Genomic DNA, 18,897 nt, shown 5'->3' on the forward strand with positions numbered 1-18,897 from the left:
ATCAACTTTGTATTCATTCACGAACTTAACAAGTTGACTAAGCCACTAAATCGCTTGGTATGTGCCAGCGCCATCTTTTGCAAAATCCCCGCATCACTAAATATTTCCACCGATTTCTTGGCGCGGGTAATGCCCGTATACAGCAATTCTTTAGTGAGTAGTGGCGAAAAAGTTTCTGGCATCGCCATTACCACGTGCTCGAACTCTGAGCCTTGCGATTTGTGAATCGTCATTGCATAAACAGTGTCACAATCAGGTAATCGCGATGGTAAGAATGATTTTATGCTGCCGTCAGCCATTTTAAAGTAGACCCGATTAGGACTGCGCTCATCGCCATCAAAGTCAGGCAGTACAATTCCAATATCACCATTGTATAACTGGAGGCTGTGATCGTTACTGGTGATCATCACCGGACGACCGATGTACCATACACCTTGTTTAGGGGCAATAAGCTGATGTTTAATGAGCTGCTGTTCTATTTTCTCGTTAAGGGTATCCACCCCAAGTGCACCATTTTTAGTAGGGGCCAGTAATTGAAATTCGCCAAATTGCGCCAACAGCGCTTCAACGCCAACAGCGTTGCTCAATGCGTTGGCATTGGTGAGATAATCTTGATAGCCAAGGGATGCCAATCGAATTACCGCCTGCTGTGGTTTGTCTTGCGTATGAAGCGCTATATCGTCAAAGCCTTGTTGCCACACGGCCTGCAATGCACTGATATCACTTCGATTGACGGCACTAGCAAGTACGCCGATACCGGATTTTTCGTTAAAGCGATAACTCTTTTGCAATAAACATAAACTGTCATCTATGACGCTGCCCTGCTGATTATTGTGGCACAGTTCATCAATAACAAATCCCATTTGCTCCGTTAACCAGGTTTTGGTTTGCTGGCTGTAATTAGGGCCATTACTAATGCCATGACAGATATCAGCAAACACAGCGCCAGCTTCTACTGAAGAAAGCTGATCTTTATCGCCTAGCAGCACCAACTTAGTATGAGGAGCGATGGCATCAAACAGCTTACTCATCAAACTAATATCAATCATGGATGCTTCATCAACAATCAGCACATCGACGTGCAGTTTATTGCTCTTATTGTGCTTAAACGCCTGCCTGTTGGGAATAACACCGAGTAATCGATGAATAGTACTCGCTTGCGTCGGAATCAGCTGTTTTAACTGTTCATCGACATTTAACCGCTTAATTGCGCCGCTAATAGATTCGGTTAATCGCGCAGCTGCCTTACCTGTCGGTGCTACAAGCTCGATGTTTAAGCTTTGGTTGTTATCAAGTGCTTGTCCCACCAGCAATGCCAACAGTTTAATCACCGTCGTCGTTTTACCTGTGCCAGGCCCCCCTGAAATCACGCTAAATTTACTGGCACTTGCTTGGGCAACGGCCACTTGTTGCCAGTCGATACGCTGTGCAGGAGAGAACTGTTGATAGAGTTCTTCTAGTTCCGCTATAGAATCGATATTGCTGAGATATTGCGCCATCGCCTCGCTATCAACGCCGATATCTTCTCGCAGGTGAAAATAATCACTGCAAAAGCTATCTAATTTTAGCCCTTGCGCTTTAAGAGCTTGTAATTGCTGCCAGCAAAAAGCTATATCGACTCGAAACAAGTCATTTAAACGAGCGGCTATATCGCTGTGCGCTATGGTTGTCGAGCGCTGATGAAGAAATTGGCTAATCGCTTGTTCACTGTGCCAATAACGCTGTAGATACAAGCGGTTTGCCACCAACATTAACGGCGCGTTCTCACCAACATTCTTGCTATTATTAAGCGCCTGAGTCATGTCTTGCTGCCATTGGCTCGCACTTGAATTAACGGCATTAAACAACGGTGTTAACAAGCTGCTTCGCACAAAAGGTGGTAAATTGAATAAGGTATCTAACTGGTTATTATCAAGATAAACACAAACATGCCCCTGCCCCGATTGATAACTAGCTACAGCAGCCGCTAGCACCACCAGCGGTGAAGGCTCAAACCGCGCGATAAAGCGCGCAAATTGATAATCAAGCACTCGAATATGTTTATCGCGGGACAGTTGCTCTAACTGAGTCAATAGCGCTTGCATTTTATCGCTGTTATCAATAATTTCAGTTTTTTCTAGACTCATGACAAGGCACCTGCGTCTATTGTATCGGCGTTAAACAATGCATCGAGCTCTTCGATAAAGGCTTTTGATGGTCGGTTATAGAAAATTCCTTCACCGCCATCACTGGTTTTATCCATGCCTCTTACAAACAGATAAAATACGCCGCCAAAGTGGGTTTCAAAGTCATAATCAGCCATGCGCGATTTGAGTAAACGATGCAGCGCTAGACTGTAGAGCTGATATTGAAAATCGTAGCGGTGATCTATCATCATATTCGTCATCGCATCCATTGAATAATCACTGCGCTCATCGCCAAGGTGATTGGATTTGTAATCGAGCACGTAGTATTTGCCATCGGCAATAAATACCAAATCGATAAAGCCTTTTAGCATGCCTTTAACATCGCTAAATCCCAGTGGCGCGCCTTGTTTAGACAAAGGATCGTGTTTAGCCAAACAGCGATTGAGTTGCCCAGCGTTGAGGGATTCAATCGGCATAAAAAACTCCATCTCTACTTGTTTATCCTGCATCGTCAGCATCGACAAGGTAAAGTTTGGCGGCAATTGGCACTCACTCTCTCTTTGAACGAGCGGCGTATTAAGCACATCATCAATCAGCTTTAATAAAATCGGCTGCCAGTCTTCATCAAACTCACTTTGTGCTAACAGCTCAGAGACCTTGTCGCTAAATACCTGTGGATTTTGTTCACTAAAATCAATTTCTTCGAACAAGGTGTGTAAGAAAGTACCCGCATCAGCGCCCCGCGGAAAGCTAAACACCGATTGCTCCACCATTTGCTCTAGCGGATTGGCATCAACGTTAGCCAAGGCTTCTTCCCAATCGATAACCAAGCTCTCAACGCTAGCATCAATATCTTGTTCGTTGTGACTATGGCTGGATTTCGACAGTGCCGAATAACTGGTGATCCAATAATTATTTTCAATCTCGCCTTCAAAATGTCGCGCAACTAAAGTTTCATTAGTTACTTCTTGTTGCTGATAACGCGGCATAGCCTCTAGCGGCGGCAGACAAAGGCTAATTTGCGAATGTTGCGCACTAATTTCTTCAAGCCGTGTTTTTAACGCGCTTGCATTTGTCTCCTCACTGCCGAGATACAAATAGCCAACTGCGGTTTTATGAAGATCTGTGGTTTTGGCTTTATTGGCGACACCGCTTTTCACTGGCGCAAAACCCAGCCATGCGTGATGCACAGCGCGGGTGATGGCAACGTAAAACAAGCGTAAGTCCTCTGCCAAACGCTCTTTATCTGCAGCGGCAATGGAGTCACTGTCAAACGTTAAGTCCACCACGCATTTATCGTCTTGGTGATAAATTGGCTCTTTGGCGCTGCGGGCACTACAAATAAATGGCAAGAATACCAAGTTGTATTCCAAGCCTTTAGATTTGTGTATGGTGACTATTTGCACCAAGTTATTGTCAGACTCAAGACGCAATTGCTGCTCTTGGTTTTCTTGTCCCACATTGTTAATTTGATCGCCAAGCCAATGGAGCAAGGCATGTTCGCCAACAATCTCAAGACTTTGTTGCTGAAGAATTTCACCAAGGTGCATCAAGTCCGTCAATTGCCGCTCACCATTTGGCTGTGACAATAACTGACTCGGCAATTGTTGCTGATGCATAAATTCCCGCAGCATGGCTAGCACGCCAACACGCTGCCAGCGCCCTAAATAATAATGACACTCATCGACAAGTTGCTGCCACGCTTGTTCATCATTGTTAAGACGCTCCAATTGAAGCAGGGATTGCGCCATCAATGGCGTGGCCATGGCACTGCGAATAGCGCGCCCGTCATTAGGATTGGCAATGGCGTGCAGTAATCTGGCGCAGTCTTGTACCAAGCTGCTGGCAAAAATACTATCGCGATTGGATAAATAGACACTGGCAATACCTTGCTTTGACAATTGCTCTTTCACCATTTGCGCTTCGCGTCCGGTGCGAACTAACACCGCAATATCGCTGGCTTTTACGGGGCGTAGTTCACCATCTTTTTCAAATCCAGCATGGCCGTGATTGGCTTTTGTCAAAATGTCATTGATTTGATTGGCGCAAGCGAGTGCCATCTTTGCTTGATAATCACCGTTAGATAAGGTGTCCTCTCCGTCGACTAGCCACTGAGAAATAGCGCCTTGCGGCTTGTCATCAATGGTAAAAGTCGTCGCCGTTGGCACAGATTTTACCGCGGAAAATCCGATGTCATCACGATATATAAAAGGAGCCTCAGCTTGCTCAAACAAGGCATTTGTCGCAGCCACCATATCCGGTGTCGAGCGATAGTTTGTGCCGAGGGTGTAATGATTTTCAACGCTATTACGGGCTTTAATGTAGGTAAAGATATCGGCGCCGCGAAAGCTATAAATCGCCTGCTTGGGATCGCCAATCATCAATAAGCCTGCAGCGGCTTGTTGGCCATAAATAGTACTAAAAATCTGATACTGCATTAAATCAGTATCTTGAAACTCATCAATCATCGCCAGCGGATACTGGGTGCGAATTTTACTCGCCAGCGTTTCCGCTTGTGGGCTAACTTGATGGTCCAATGCACTACTTAAATTCACCAACAAATCATCAAACGACATCAGCGATTGCTGCTTTTTATGGGCGGTAACATGGGCTCTGGTGTAATGAATCGCCTTGGCTAAAATAGCGGGCTTGAGATCGACATCGGTTTGGCGAAATTTATGTACATCATCAAAAATAGGTAGCGATGGCGCAGCGCCCTTTTTAGTTTTCTCCACCAAAATTGCGCTATCAAATTTTTCTAACGATTTTGGCAAGATTATCGACGTTGTTTGCTGCTGCGCCCAATCGGTCACTTCATCAAGCCATTTGGGTAAATTGCGAGTGCTATAACTTCGCTTATCAACCCCTGATTCTTTCAGGTGGGTAGCGATTTCGCCATAAGCAGCGAGCCATTTCGATTTAAAGCTATCGATTTCGCTGATAATACTATCGAGAGATTGCGTTAACGACGTTTGGCTCAGCGGTGCATTAAACTGCAAATAAGGATCGGTAAGATAACGAGTAATATCTCGCAATAAATCTTGCGGCGATTGATACAAACTTGCCACCAGCTTGGCCAACATAAAGTCACTAGCGCTATTGGTGTGATAAAAATGCTCACGCCAAAAATCTTCAATCGCTTGTGTTCTAATATCAGCTTGCTCAGTAATAAACTCGGTTTCAAAGTAACTGCCAGATTCAAACGCATGCTCTTTTAACATGCGCTGACAAAAACCGTGAATGGTGAAAATTGCCGCCTCATCCATTTGCCTTACGGCGTTGAGCAGCAATTGTTCTGCTTGTTTGTGATCAACGACACTGTCGAGTAATTGGCTAATTAAAGGATCGTCGCTAAATCCTGCAATAAAAGCTTGCCGCGTTTGCACTATGCGCGAGCGAATGCGATCTCTTAATTCACTGGTCGCAGCTTCAGTAAAGGTCACTACCAAGATTTCATCAACAGACAAGGGTCTTGGATGCGCATTATCCCCGCCATGCCCAAGTAATAGTCGTAGATAAAGTCCTGCGATGGTGTAGGTTTTACCTGTACCTGCGGAGGCCTCAATCAAACGTTCTCCTACCAAAGGCAGACTCATCACATTTAACTGCTGAGGCGTATTTTGAGTGCTAGTATTTTTATTACTAATGTTTTGAGTGCTAATGTTAGTCATCAACAGTCTCCAACAATTGGCGCACAGGGAGTAAAACGGCTAATGCAAGTTCAATCATTTGTGTTTGTAACTTCTCGTTTAATATCTCAAAATTTGCGCCGTTGACGCAGCGTGCTAGGTAAGCATCTTGCCCTTCGCCATGAATCCGCATATTGCCATTAAACCTATCTTTAAAGGCCCGATTTGCCTTTTCAATGGTCTTTTCATCATCGACTAGCTGGCTGCGTTCTTCATCAAAGCGTGTATCAAGATAGCGCCAACCACTTTGCAGTGCCAAAGGTAAGGGCTTAGTTAGCCCCTCAATGTACATATCGACGAGTGCAGTTAAGCGCAAGTGTGCTTCTTGTTGAGTAATGGCATTAAACAGCCACTGACCATCTTGCGTAAACATCGCCATTTGACTTTGTTGGTGTGGCGATACCACGCAAAAACACAAAAACTGCACGTAGCATTCAACGAAAAACTTAGCGTTAGCCTTCCCCGGTTTGTAGCGCACTAATAATCGCTGATTGTAATGTTCTTTTAGCCAGCCCTGAATTGCGAACCTTTGCTGGTGGCTGTTAATCGCAATATCGACTTCAACATCGTCACTCGGCGCAGTTAGATAGGGTTTTATGGCACTTGCCAATGGCGACATAACTTGTTGCTGCTCAGTTAAAAATAAATCGGCAAAATGCGCATGCGGCAATACACCTAAGGCTCGTACATGGCGCTGGGTACTTTGATCGGCGTGATGAATATAGCCTTCTAATAGCTGTTGTTTAACCTGATAACTGACTAAGCCGTCAGGGGCGAATGGCTCACTGTCGAGTAACTCGCCATCTTCATCGTTAAAATAAACACCAAGACGCTGATTAAAAAAGTATTGCGCAGGGTGCTTTATAAAACGCGTTAATTGCTCTATCGCGATGACATTAGAATCAATTAGCAGCTGTAAGGACTGCGCCGCAAGGTGATCTTCTTGCTGCGCCTTATTGTGGGCACCAAGCCAATCCCGTTGATAAGAAAACAGTTTGTTTTTAGCATCAGTTGATTGTGTCTCTCCATTGTAATAAAGAGGACTAAAAGGCGTTAACGGATGCTTGCAAACCAGCTTTTGAATGATCGACTTGCTTGCCGCTTCAGCATCTAATTCTTGATCGGAGGCCAAACGGTAGGACAACGAAATATAATCGATAACCTCATTTAATAAAACGCTAGCACAGCGCTCGCTATTATCCTTAATACTGCGGCCACAATAACTCAAATAGAGTTTATCTTGCGCACTTAACATCGCTTCTAAAAATAGATATCTGTCGTCATCGCGGCGACTACGATCGCCTTTTTGATGCTGATTCGCCATTAAGTCAAAGCCGATAGGTGCAATTGAGCGCGGGTAAACACCGTCGTTCATGCCTAAAATACACACCACGCGAAAAGGAATGGAGCGCATCGGCATCAGCGTACAGAAATTTAGTTTACCAGCGAGAAAACGTTGACTACTGGCACCTGTTTCAAGCTTACTTTGCAAGTGCGCCAACAATACTTCATGACTAATCGCTGCTCGATAATCTGCCAACGTGAGTTCTTGCGCCAGCGCAGCGAGTGCATCATTGATAATAGCCAGTTCGCTTTCGCTCTCCGCTGATTCGCTATATAAATCATTAAGCATATTGGCAATCAAGTGCTGCCATTGCTCAATCGTCTTATCCCCCAACAATTCTGCGCTGTACTTAGAAATTAACTCAACAAAATAACTCAGTTGCCCTAGCGTTTCGGCGGCGAGACCGACGGTTTCAGGATAAGCGAGAATATCTTGCCACAATGACCCGCCATTATTTTGCAGTGGATCGGTTTCGCTCTGACTATAACCTTTGAGCATGCGATTAAGGCCAAACAACCAGCTATTGGTATAAACGCCTTGCTCTCCAAGACCTTGACGAATTCCCGACTCATCGATCCAGCGTTTTAACCCGTCGATGTCGCTAGCCGTTAGTTCAAACTTGGCCATAATTGCCGGTACTTCTAACAGGCTAAACAATTCGCTAGCACTCTTGCGAAGGTGGGTTAATGACATCAAGGTCAAAAAGCTGAGCAAGATCGGATGTTCTTGCGCCGCACTGCGATCTGAAATGGAAAAATCGATATAGTTGTGGGAATGAGAAAACACCGCCTGAATATAAGGACTGTAGGCATTAACATCAGGCATCATTACCACAATGTCTTTTGGCGTCAGTGTTGGATCTTGATGCAGCACCGCCAAGATTTGATCGCGCAGCACTTCCACTTCCCGCATTGGGCTATGACAATCGTGAATAACGATAGAATCATCGTCATCAGCGATTATTCGTCTTGGACTAAGATCGCTAAGCTGTGCTTTAGTGCGTGGAATAAAGCTTGAGTCTTGTAACTCGAGAATATCATCGTTGAGTAAATCGAGTAGATTGCGCTGCTCACTTGGCACAAAAGCATCAACTTCTTGTGCTTCCAACTCCAACAATAGCGCCAGATTATCGCGGCCTAATTTGCCCATTGATGCTAACAGTGGATTGCCAACAGTTAATTCGCCAAGGGCGTTAAACTGTTGCTCTTCAAGTAATTGAGGCTGCTCGCTGACGGCCACTTGCTCACTAAAATCATCGAGATTGAGCTGCTGGTACTGCCGTTTACTAAGTTTGGCTAAGTAACGTTGGTCGACAATATCGCCCCAGTAATGCTGACACGGATTATTTAAAAAGAAATGAACCTCACAATGCTGCGCCATCATTTTAAGCGCTTGTAAGTACTTTGGCGGCAGCGCCGAAATACCAAACACGAAAATGCGTTTGGGCAATTTTTTAGCAGCATCTTTGCTATCTAACGCAGTGAGTAAATGTTCATAGAGGTTGGCGCGATGGTAATGGCTCTGACCGCTGGCGGTAATCACCTCAAACAGCTTGCGCCATAAAATCCCCTGCCAAAGTTTATCTCGACAAGTCGAAAAGTCGCCGTTTTGCCATGCTTCAATCCACTGTGGACGATACACTAAATACTGATCGAAAATATCCGCTACTTTATAGGCTAATTGATACAGCTTTAAAGGCTCATCATCGGTGAGGTAATTATTGAGCTCATCAAATTCTTGTTGTTGCAGATATTGTGGCAACAGCTTAATTATCTGCCACGCCATAGCATCTTTATTAAAGGCGCTACGCTCTGGCACATCGGGTAATAAATCGACAAAGGTTTGCCAAATAAAGCTCGCTGGTAGCGGGAAAGCGACATTGGCACAGATCCCAAACTCTTTAGCCAGTTCCAGTTTAAGCCATTGTGCCATACCGGGACTTTGCACCAGTATTTTTTCCGATTCAAAGGGATTAGCAAGAGGTTGTTGGCTAATAATATGCGCTAGAATGCTCTTTAAAACGTCGAGTTTATTTGAGTGGTAAAGTCTAAACACAAACCCTCTGATAAGTGACTGATTAGAAAGCTTTGATTATCTATTAAAGCAGTGAAAAAAGACAATAAAACAGCGCAATAAAAAAACTATTGCTCAATAGTTACACTCATCTTTTTTTATGATATGTTGGATTTTCATCATATGTTATTCTCAAGTAATAGGTAGCGTTAAAAGGAATTAAGATGTTTAAGAAGTTGTTAGCAAACGGGTTGTCGTTAGACAACCAAGCAAACGTTGTATTTAGCTGTCAGTAGCAATACTCTTGAATCAAGGACCTATTAATAATGAAAAGAATTCAAGATAAGCTTTTAATTTTACTGATATTAGTAGCTTTGGTTCCAACATTCATATCTGAGTTTCTAACCTATCAGTCCACCAAAAATGAGCAAATAAAACAAACCTATTACGAGTTAGAAGCGACTCTTCATCATCGACTCGAGCTCATTAGCCAATTATTTGATCGCGAAATTGGCCAAGCAAATACCTTGGCAAAATCCCCGCAAATTATTAATCAAGCCATCGCCTTTAATAACCTTGAACAAACTGACACACCAATTGCACCGGATATCGAACGATATCTAGTAAGCGTCAAGGATAAAGAACATCTAAAAAATATCTACCTAGTCAACGCCAGTGGTGATATCAAATTTGCGACAGCATCCACCGATGATGTCGATTCCAACATATATACTGGCCAATATAATACATCGCCAATGTCGACTATTACCCAAGATGTATTACGGACCAAAGTCGCTGCCCATTCGCGCTTTGCACCATACAGTGCAGATGGCAACAGTTTTTCTTCCTTTATTGCGCAACCAATCATAGAAAACAATATTCTGCTTGGTGCCATCGTGTTTCAGTTATCACCGCAATTTCTATTATCTGTATCAGAAATAGATCCAACACTCGGTGATACAGGTGAAGTATTATTAGCCCATTTAGACGGCAATAAAGTGCAATTTCTCTCGCCACGCCGCTTTGCGCAAAAAAATTCAAAGCCCCTTGCATTAGATTTAGGTGCTGAAATGAGCCATGCCATTCAACGCGCCGTACAAGGTGATTCAGGTCAGGGGGAATCCCTAGATTATCGCCTTGTTGATGTTGTTAGCGTCTGGAAATATTCACCAGAATTTAATATTGGCATTGTCGTTAAGAAAGATACCGTCGAAACGCTGGCTAATATCAGTGCCATGCAAGTGGCTATTTACGCCATTGTCTTCGCGATTTCCATACCGCTAATTATCTTCGCTTACTTTATTTCACGTCATTACACGCGCCCTATTATCAGCATGGTAAATTCTACCAATGCCATTGCCAGTGGCGATATGGAACAAGAGCTAGAAGTTACTTCACAAGATGAAATAGGCCAGCTTGCGACCTCGATTAATGAAATGTCTAATCACATTAACGAAGCATTTCAAAATGAAGAAGCCGAGCGCTGGTTGCAAGAGGGGATGGTAAAACTCTCAGAAACCATGCGTGGTAACCAAATCAGCACTGATTTAGCAGACAACATAGTGTCTTTTGTGTGTGGTTACCTCAATGCCAAAGTCGGCTCTTTATATATTGTCAAAGACCAAGAATTAGAGCTTGCTGGTGGATTTGCGTTTGTACCCCACTTTGCCAACCAAACCATTGAATTTGGCGACGGCCTTATCGGCCAAGCGGCAATCTCTAAAAAAGTCATGACAATATCTGATCTTCCTGAAGATTATGTGTCTATCAGTTCGAGCATGGGGGAAATCTCCCCGCAAACACTGATTATATTTCCACTTTTAAAGGATGATGTTGTCGTCGGCGTAATGGAACTAGGTTGGTTAGAAAAAGCCCATAGCGAAGCTTATCGTTACGTCGAAGCGATAACAGAATCAATTGCAACAGCGCTGAGTGTGGCGGAATCTCACCAGAAACTGCAAGAGCTCCTCGACCAATCGCAACAACACATGGAAGAGTTACAAGTTCGTGAAGAAGAGCTTCGCGCAATCAATGAAGAAGTTGAACAACGCTCTACGCAGTTAGCGAATTCGCAGAAAAAACTCGAACAACAATCACAAGAGCTGCACGCAACAAATGAAGCGCTAGAGCATAAAAACGCAGCGATTGAAGCCAAAAATACCGAGATTGAAAAGTCGCGCCAAGAGATTTCAGAAAAAGCCGAGCAACTTGAAGCATCGAGTCGTTACAAGTCAGAGTTTTTGGCCAACATGTCTCACGAGTTACGCACACCATTAAACTCGATGTTAATTTTATCTCGAATTCTCGCCGATAACGAAGACGGTAATCTTGACCAAGACCAAGTTGAGTCATCAAAGGTAATCCATCGCAGTGGTCAAGAACTATTGTCACTGATCAACGATATTCTCGATCTATCGAAAATCGAAGCGGGTAAAATGGAAGTGCTTTATGAGTCTTACAATCTGCGTGATATCACCTATGAGCTCAATGGTCAGTTTAGTCCTATTACCAATGAAAAAGGACTTTCTTTTGAAATTGATGTCGATAATGAAGTGCCTGCTGAAATGGCACTGGACGTGCAAAAAGTACAACAAATTCTAAAAAACTTGTTATCAAATGCCGTTAAATTTACCGAAGTCGGTAGTGTAAAAATCCAAGCAAAATATGCCGATGCTGGCAGAAAATACCATCAACAGGCCCTCAACGAGAACCCTGTGCTAGCCATTTCAATTATCGATAGCGGTATCGGCATTTCAGAAGAAAAACAAAAAGCGATTTTCGAGGCCTTTCAACAGGCTGACGGCTCAACCAGTCGCAAATATGGCGGAACTGGCTTAGGTTTAACCATCTCGAGACACTTAACTAGCCTAATTGAAGGTGAATTAGGTGTTGAAAGCACTCCCGACCAAGGCAGTAAATTTACGCTCTACATTCCGGTGAAAGATGCGATAGAAAATACTGAGGAAATCGAAGAGCCATCGATGTTTAGTTCAGATCCTAGTGCGATAATGTCATCACCAGCATCGGTTATCACTGTGAGTGCGCCAGTTACAACGCCACCAATCGCAGAGTCCGTTCAGCAACCGTTGGAGTCGCCGACGCTAACAGCTGCAGAAATCAAGCAAACTATTGATGCCAGTGGCAGCGATAACAAAGTCGTGGTTATTATCGAAGATGATGTGAACTTCTCAAAAGTGTTGGCTACCCTAGCTAAAAAATCAGGGTTTGACTGCGTATTAGCAAGCACAGGCGCTCAGGGCATTAACCTTGTCAAAGAGCACAAACCTTGCGGCGTAATTCTCGATTTAGGACTGCCTGATCTACCGGGCGCCGATATATTAGAGATTCTAAAAGAGCAACCAGAAACGCGTGATATTCCTGTGCACGTGATATCAGGCCATAACAAAACCAAAGAGCTTACCGACAAAGGCGCGGCTGCATTCCACCAAAAACCCATTGCAACTCAGGAGATTCGAACCTTGCTTTACAGCCTAGTGAAAGAATCACCAAGTCAAAGTGAACAACAGCTAATTGTGTTTGATCAAGGTGATAGCAATACCGACATCGATTTAGCCTTCTTAGACGACACGACCATGAATGTGGTAACAGTGCATTCTTTAGATGAATTATCCCATAATTTAGGTAATGCCGGTGAAAGTGTTAGCGGTATCATTATCAAGAGTAACCAGCTCACCGAAGAGCAACTCTCTTGGCTTAGTGATAATCATCAATATAACGACGAGCGCAACATTTCTGTTATTGTCTTTGTCGATCAAGCACCAAGCCAAGAACAAGTTATCAGCATGGAACAATTAGATTGCCATGTGATTATTGAGGGCGCCCATTCCAATGAACGCCTACACGACGAAGTATTATTGTTCTTATCAAAAGTAGAGCCGCACAGCGAACAAGAGTCGACCAATCCGACGTCACCGCCTGTTGCTGATGTTCCTATCGCATCGACTCCGTTGCCGCAGCAAGCAACGCCATCTCCTACAAATGATGGCCAGACAAGCTTCGAGGGCTGTGAAGTACTTTTAGTGGATGATGATTTACGCAATACCTTTGCTCTGTCTAAAGTCCTCAAGAAGCAAGGCATGAAGGTGACCCTAGCTGACAACGGACAAATGGCACTTGAAAGATTGGAAGCCAATAGCGCCATCGATATTGTGTTAATGGATATCATGATGCCGGTGATGGACGGCCACGAAGCAATGCGTCAAATTAGAGCACAAGAAAAGTACGCCAATTTACCGATTATTGCCCTTACGGCTAAAGCAATGCAGGAAGACAGACGTAAATGTGTAGAGGCTGGCGCCAGTGATTACCTCACTAAACCAGTAGATATCGATAAGCTCATTGCGATGATGCGCGTCTGGTTGTATCAAGAAGTGACTTAATTGGTGGTTAAAGAAGTAGGAACAGTAAGTAACGAACTTACTGCACAACACGATGAAATAGAGTTTCAACTAGTGTTGCATGCAATAAAGCTTAAGTATGGTCACAACTTTGATGAGTATGCACAAAAATCGTTAAAACGCAGACTCGAATACCACGTTGAAAAGCACGAATTCGAAAGTCTAACAGACATGATTAAGCCAATAGTTCATGATGAAGCGTTTTTTGAAGATTTATTAAATACAGTGTCGGTACCCGTTACAGAAATGTTTCGCGACCCGCTGTTTTTTAAGACATTACGAGACAAAGTATTACCTTTGCTAGCAACCTACCCCAGTGTCAACATTTGGCACGCTGGGTGTGCAACTGGTGAAGAAGTCTACTCGATGGCGATAATGTTAGAAGAAGAAGGCCTCTATGATCAATGTCATATCTACGCCACCGATTTTAACGCCAGTTCGCTGAGAATAGCGCAGGAAGGTATATACAGTTATGCTCGAATGCAGAAATATACGGAAAACTATTACCTTGCCGGTGGCAAGCGCAGTTTTTCGGATTATTACCATAGCCATGAAGATGGCTTAAAAATGGACAAAGGATTAAACCGCAATGTTACTTTTGCCAAACACAATTTGGCCAGTGATAGCGTCTTCGGTCAATTTAACCTGATCTTATGCCGCAACGTGTTAATTTATTTTGGTAAGCCATTGCAAGAAAAAGTGTTTTCGCTGTTTAGCGAAAGTATTTTACCACTGGGATATTTGTGTTTAGGCAGTCATGAATCATTGGATTATTCACGTGCACTAACACGCTATGAAACCGTTTTTGATAAACACAAGATTTATAGAAAAAAGCAGTAGACATGACCTTTACAAGGAATTGGTGCAATAACGGATGTTTGTAAAATGAAGGAAGTAGCCATGGAACACCAGCGACCGAAAATTTTGCTGGTCGATGACAGACCAGAGAACTTGTTTGCTCTTGAGCAAACGTTGAAGCCGCTCAATGCCTCACTTACCCGCGCGATGTCGGGAGAGGAAGCTTTGTCTCAAGTTCTACGTCAGCAATTTGCGTTAATATTAATGGACGTACAAATGCCTGGTATGGATGGCTTTGAAGCCGTTAGCTTAATGCGGGACTATGACGACACCAAGAACGTGCCCGTCATTTTCGTTACGGCCATTTCCAAAGAACGTCAGTTTGTCGAACAAGGCTATGAATCAGGAGCGGTTGACTACTTATTTAAACCCATAGCACCAGGCGTTTTACTTAGTAAAGTCAAAGTATTTTTAGAGCTAGAAAAACAACGTATTGAGCTAGAAGAAGCTGTTAAGAAAAACCAGCAAATGGCAGCTCACAATGAAACCGTACTCGATTGTATTATCGAGGGTATTATTTCTTTTAACAGTCAAGGACTTGTCGACTGGGCTAATCCGACAGCTTTGCGCTTGCTCGGCATGACATTGCCACAAATAGCCAAATCGCGCTTGTTTGACTTATTCCATCTTGATCCAAACCAACCACCAATCGAATGGGATGACTTTGAGCAAACCAAAGCTAGTGGTGGCCACGCGCAGATCCGCAGCAGCGATCATTTGCTCAAACGTCCTGACAAAACCACCTTTCCGGTGGAGTTTTCAATGTCTGGCTTTACGGAAAATATCCAAGATGGCGGTGTATTTTCATTCCAAGACATCACAGAGCGTAAATGGGCAGAAAACGAACTTATTCGCTTAGCGCAAGAAGATTCTTTAACTCAATTACCTAACCGTGCCCTGTTCCACGAGTTTTTGCGCGTGAGCATTCAAGAGCGAATGCGCGATGACGGTAACCTAGCATTGTTGATGCTAGACATGGACGACTTTAAGCGCGTTAATGACACCTTAGGCCACGACGTTGGTGATAAGTTATTGCAATCTGTCTCGGCGCGCCTCGAAGAGTGCTTACGCCAAGGTGATTTGGTGGCACGTTTAGGTGGAGATGAGTTCGGTATTATCTTGCCTGTAATTCGCAAATCAGACGATGCTGGCCGCGTCGCCAACAAAATCTTAAAGTCTTTCGAAGAACCGCACCAACTTGGTAGCTACACGCTGACCGTAGGGGCAAGTATCGGCATAAGTACGTATCCTGAAGGTGGTACCGACATGCAAGAGCTGATTAAATCAGCAGATACCGCTATGTATCACGCCAAGGGGCAAGGTCGAAATAACTTCCAATTCTTCTCCCGTGAGATGCAAGAACGTGTATTAGCCAAAGACACACTTGAAAAAGAGCTTATTGTCGCGCTCAAAGAACGTCAGTTCATTAGTCATTATCAACCGAAAATAGCCGCCAATGGCGACTTAACTGGCTACGAAGCACTAGTTCGTTGGCAACATCCAACCCGTGGCCTAGTGTTCCCAGGCGATTTTATTGAACTGGTGGAAGAAACAGGACTAGTTGTCGAACTTGGTAAGCAAATGCTTGAGATGGCCTGTGAGCAAAACAAACGCTGGATCGACGAAGGCGTCGTTGCGCCAAATACCACAGTAGCTGTTAACGTATCGGTTAGACAATTAAGCGAAAAATCTCTAGTTAACACTATTAAAGAAGTATTAGACACAACAGGCTTAGCGCCGGAATGTTTAGAAGTTGAAATAACCGAATACACCATGATGAATGATGTTGAACATGCGATTATCGTGTTATCTCAGTTGCGTGAGCTTGGGGTGAAAGTCGCGATTGACGATTTCGGCACTGGCTATAGCTCCCTCACCTACTTGTCTAAGTTGCCGCTTAACACGCTAAAAGTTGACCAGTACTTTGTGAACGGCATTGGTGAAGATCCCGGTGACGAGTCCATCGTAAAAGCGACTATTCACCTCGCGCACAGTCTTAATTTAGAAGTCACGGCCGAAGGTGTTGAAACTGACGATCAGCGCAAATTCCTGATTGAAAATAATGTAAATTATCTGCAAGGCTATTTCTTCTCAAAACCGCAAGGCGCGGAAAGTTTGCAGCAATGGATTTTAGAGAAAAACTTTGCTAATACACCAAAGACATCTCTCGTTTAACGGTTAAACCAACAATAAAAAAGGGCGTTTGAAATTTTTCAAAACGCCCTTTTCTTTTAGATTTTCTTACTACGGATTTGTTAGTAAGTACTCAATTAAGTTGTCTAATTGTTGTTCTGGCGTAACTTCGTTTGCCTCAGCCCCGACTGGAATGTAGTTAATCATTACACGATATTTATCGTTAACGATTAAATCCGGCGTAAAGCGCACTTTATCGCTATTTGCCTTGTTAACCATTTCACGCACACGCTCTAAGGTTGCTTCGCTATTCATTGTCTCTTTGAATTTAGCGGCATCAACACCTAAACCACTAAATAATTCAACAAGGTGACTGTAATCTCCTAAATATTTCTTTTGTTTGAAGTGACTATCGAACACCGCCTCAACAAAGCCTTCTTCAACATTTAACTCTTGAGCAGCCGCTACCCCAAAGGTCATCGCTTTGCCCCACTCAGGGCGCTGCTGTGGTAGGAAAATCACGTGAGAGCGCTTAAAATCAACGTCTTTGGCTAATGATTTTTTCATCGATTTAATTAAGGGCTCAGTGTTGTAACAATGGCCACAATACAGTGAAAAATGTTCAATGATTTGTGGTTTCGCCGACGGCGTATCACGAACTAACTCATAATCTTTACCCAGTTTAAAACTATGAGCTTTTTCTTGTCCTGCTTCTTTAGCTGAAGGCGAACAAGCAATAGCACCTGATAACAACACTAATAATGAGGTTGCTTTAACGACTTTCAAAAACGACATAACGCTTCTCTTTTTAATAATATCTCGCCGAATTCTACCCGCTAATAACATTGATTTACAAACAATTTAACTAATCAGAGCAGCGGCGGCTTTAAAATGTTGTATAGTAGCGACAATTTCGAAAACCCACTTCAACTTAGATTGAACACAAAAGAGTTAAATAAATGATTATTAAGCCTAAAATTCGTGGTTTCATCTGTACAACCACTCACCCAACGGGTTGTGAAGCTAACATCTTAAAACAAATCGAATACACTAAAGCGCAGCCAAAATTAGAAGGCGCGCCAAAGAATGTATTAGTTATCGGTTCGTCAAGTGGTTACGGCATGCCTTCTCGTATCAGTGCAGCCTTTGGTGGCGGCGCTAACACCATTGGTGTTTTCTTTGAGAAAGAGCCGACAGAAAAGAAACCAGGTAGTGCAGGCTACTACAACGCAGCTGCTTTCGACAAAGCAGCGACAGACGCCGGTCTTTACGCAAAAAGCTTTAACGGTGATGCATTCTCACACGAAGCGAAGCAAAAAGTTATCGATACGATTAAAGAAGACTTAGGTCAAATCGATTTAATCGTTTACTCACTTGCTGCGCCAGTTCGTAAACTGCCAGATAGCGGTGAAGTGATCCGCTCTTGTCTAAAACCAATTGGTGAGACTTACACCTCAACAGCTATCGATACTAATAAAGACACTATTATCGAAGCCTCTGTTGAGCCAGCAACTGAGCAAGAAATCGAAGATACTATCACCGTAATGGGCGGCCAAGATTGGGAGCTATGGGTAAATACGCTAGCTGACGCAGGCGTATTAAGTGATGAATGTAAAACCGTTGCTTATAGCTACATCGGTACCGAAATCACGTGGCCAATCTATTGGGATGGCGCGCTAGGTAAAGCAAAAGAAGATTTAGATCGTGCAGCGGCGGCATTAAACGAGCGTTTAGGTCAAACTGGCGGTCAAGCCAACGTTGCCGTACTTAAGAGCGTAGTAACACAAGCGAGCTCTGCAATTCCTGTGATGCCACTATACATCGCCATGGCCTTTAAGATCATGAAAGAGAAAGGCATTCACGAAGGCTGTATGGAGCAAGTTTTCCGTCTGTTTAGCACACAGCTATACAACGGTGGCCAAGCGCAAACTCTTGATGAGAGCAACCGCTTCCGTTTAGATGATTGGGAACTTCGCGACGACGTACAGCAAGCCTGTCGTGACATCTGGCCACAAGTAACTACAGAGAATCTATTCGATTTAACAGATTACGCTGGCTACAAAAAAGAGTTCTTACAGTTATTCGGCTTTGAAGTTGACGGCGTAGACTACGACGCTGACGTTAGCCCACTAGTGGATTTCGACGTTAAAGCTATCTAGTATTAACTTCATCGACATAAAAACCTCGCCCAGTAATGCGCGAGGTTTTTTATTGTCAGTTAATCGTGACAGGGAGAGTTGACAGCACATCACCAACTTTTTGCAAAATTAGTCTTATTAATAGTATTCACAGGTCACAATCTGCGTTAGATTAAG

At 43.7% G+C, this 18,897-nt stretch carries 8 protein-coding genes; 4 read left to right on the forward strand and 4 right to left on the reverse strand.

Annotation, left to right across the window (positions count from 1 at the left end; all coding sequences use genetic code 11):
- Nucleotides 1-17: 17 nt before the first annotated feature.
- The 3 genes from recD to recC are packed head-to-tail and all read right to left on the reverse strand — an operon-like array spanning nucleotide 18 to nucleotide 9,215.
- Nucleotides 18-2,126: an exodeoxyribonuclease V subunit alpha gene (recD, locus tag MHM98_RS12250; protein ID WP_239439611.1), complete on the reverse strand. Its 2,109-nt coding sequence runs from the start codon at nucleotides 2,124-2,126 to the stop codon at nucleotides 18-20.
- Nucleotides 2,123-5,797: an exodeoxyribonuclease V subunit beta gene (gene recB / locus MHM98_RS12255; protein WP_239439613.1), complete on the reverse strand. Its 3,675-nt coding sequence runs from the start codon at nucleotides 5,795-5,797 to the stop codon at nucleotides 2,123-2,125. The genes recD and recB overlap by 4 nt, the downstream gene beginning before the upstream one ends.
- Entirely contained in the window at nucleotides 5,790-9,215 is a 3,426-nt protein-coding gene (recC, locus tag MHM98_RS12260; RefSeq protein WP_239439615.1) for an exodeoxyribonuclease V subunit gamma, read from the reverse strand. Before recC ends, recB begins: the two co-directional genes overlap by 8 nt.
- 284 nt (nucleotides 9,216-9,499) lie before the next feature.
- Between recC and MHM98_RS12265 the strand changes: the two genes are divergently transcribed.
- Genes MHM98_RS12265 through MHM98_RS12275 form a run of 3 tightly spaced genes read left to right on the forward strand, consistent with a single transcriptional unit; the run spans nucleotide 9,500 to nucleotide 16,624 of the window.
- Nucleotides 9,500-13,573, forward strand: coding sequence for a response regulator (locus MHM98_RS12265; RefSeq protein WP_239439617.1), 4,074 nt, complete (start codon nucleotides 9,500-9,502; stop codon nucleotides 13,571-13,573).
- A gap of 3 nt (nucleotides 13,574-13,576) precedes the next feature.
- On the forward strand, nucleotides 13,577-14,431 hold the full coding sequence (locus tag MHM98_RS12270) for a protein-glutamate O-methyltransferase CheR (RefSeq protein ID WP_239439619.1): 855 nt from the start codon (nucleotides 13,577-13,579) through the stop codon (nucleotides 14,429-14,431).
- A gap of 60 nt (nucleotides 14,432-14,491) precedes the next feature.
- Entirely contained in the window at nucleotides 14,492-16,624 is a 2,133-nt protein-coding gene (locus MHM98_RS12275) for an EAL domain-containing protein (protein ID WP_239439621.1), read from the forward strand.
- A gap of 69 nt (nucleotides 16,625-16,693) precedes the next feature.
- On the opposite strand, the gene MHM98_RS12280 is transcribed toward MHM98_RS12275, so the two are convergent.
- Nucleotides 16,694-17,377 carry a thiol:disulfide interchange protein DsbA/DsbL gene (locus MHM98_RS12280; protein WP_239439622.1) on the reverse strand — a complete coding sequence of 228 codons (684 nt, stop codon included), beginning with the start codon at nucleotides 17,375-17,377 and terminating at the stop codon, nucleotides 16,694-16,696.
- A 164-nt stretch (nucleotides 17,378-17,541) separates the two neighbouring features.
- Between MHM98_RS12280 and fabV the strand changes: the two genes are divergently transcribed.
- Entirely contained in the window at nucleotides 17,542-18,741 is a 1,200-nt protein-coding gene (fabV, locus tag MHM98_RS12285; RefSeq protein WP_239439623.1) for an enoyl-ACP reductase FabV, read from the forward strand.
- The last annotated feature ends 156 nt before the right edge of the window (nucleotides 18,742-18,897 follow it).

It is taken from the genome of Psychrobium sp. MM17-31, assembly GCF_022347785.1.
Lineage (GTDB): Bacteria > Pseudomonadota > Gammaproteobacteria > Enterobacterales > Psychrobiaceae > Psychrobium.

What these genes read in the sequence shown, in the direction of transcription:
- recD (WP_239439611.1), bottom strand. Translation starts at nt 2,126, where the DNA reads ATGAGTCTAGAAAAAACTGAAATTATTGATAACAGCGATAAAATGCAA.
- recB (WP_239439613.1), bottom strand. Translation starts at nt 5,797, where the DNA reads ATGACTAACATTAGCACTCAAAACATTAGTAATAAAAATACTAGCACT.
- MHM98_RS12265 (WP_239439617.1), top strand. Translation starts at nt 9,500, where the DNA reads ATGAAAAGAATTCAAGATAAGCTTTTAATTTTACTGATATTAGTAGCT.
- MHM98_RS12275 (WP_239439621.1), top strand. Translation starts at nt 14,492, where the DNA reads ATGGAACACCAGCGACCGAAAATTTTGCTGGTCGATGACAGACCAGAG.
- MHM98_RS12280 (WP_239439622.1), bottom strand. Translation starts at nt 17,377, where the DNA reads ATGTCGTTTTTGAAAGTCGTTAAAGCAACCTCATTATTAGTGTTGTTA.
- fabV (WP_239439623.1), top strand. Translation starts at nt 17,542, where the DNA reads ATGATTATTAAGCCTAAAATTCGTGGTTTCATCTGTACAACCACTCAC.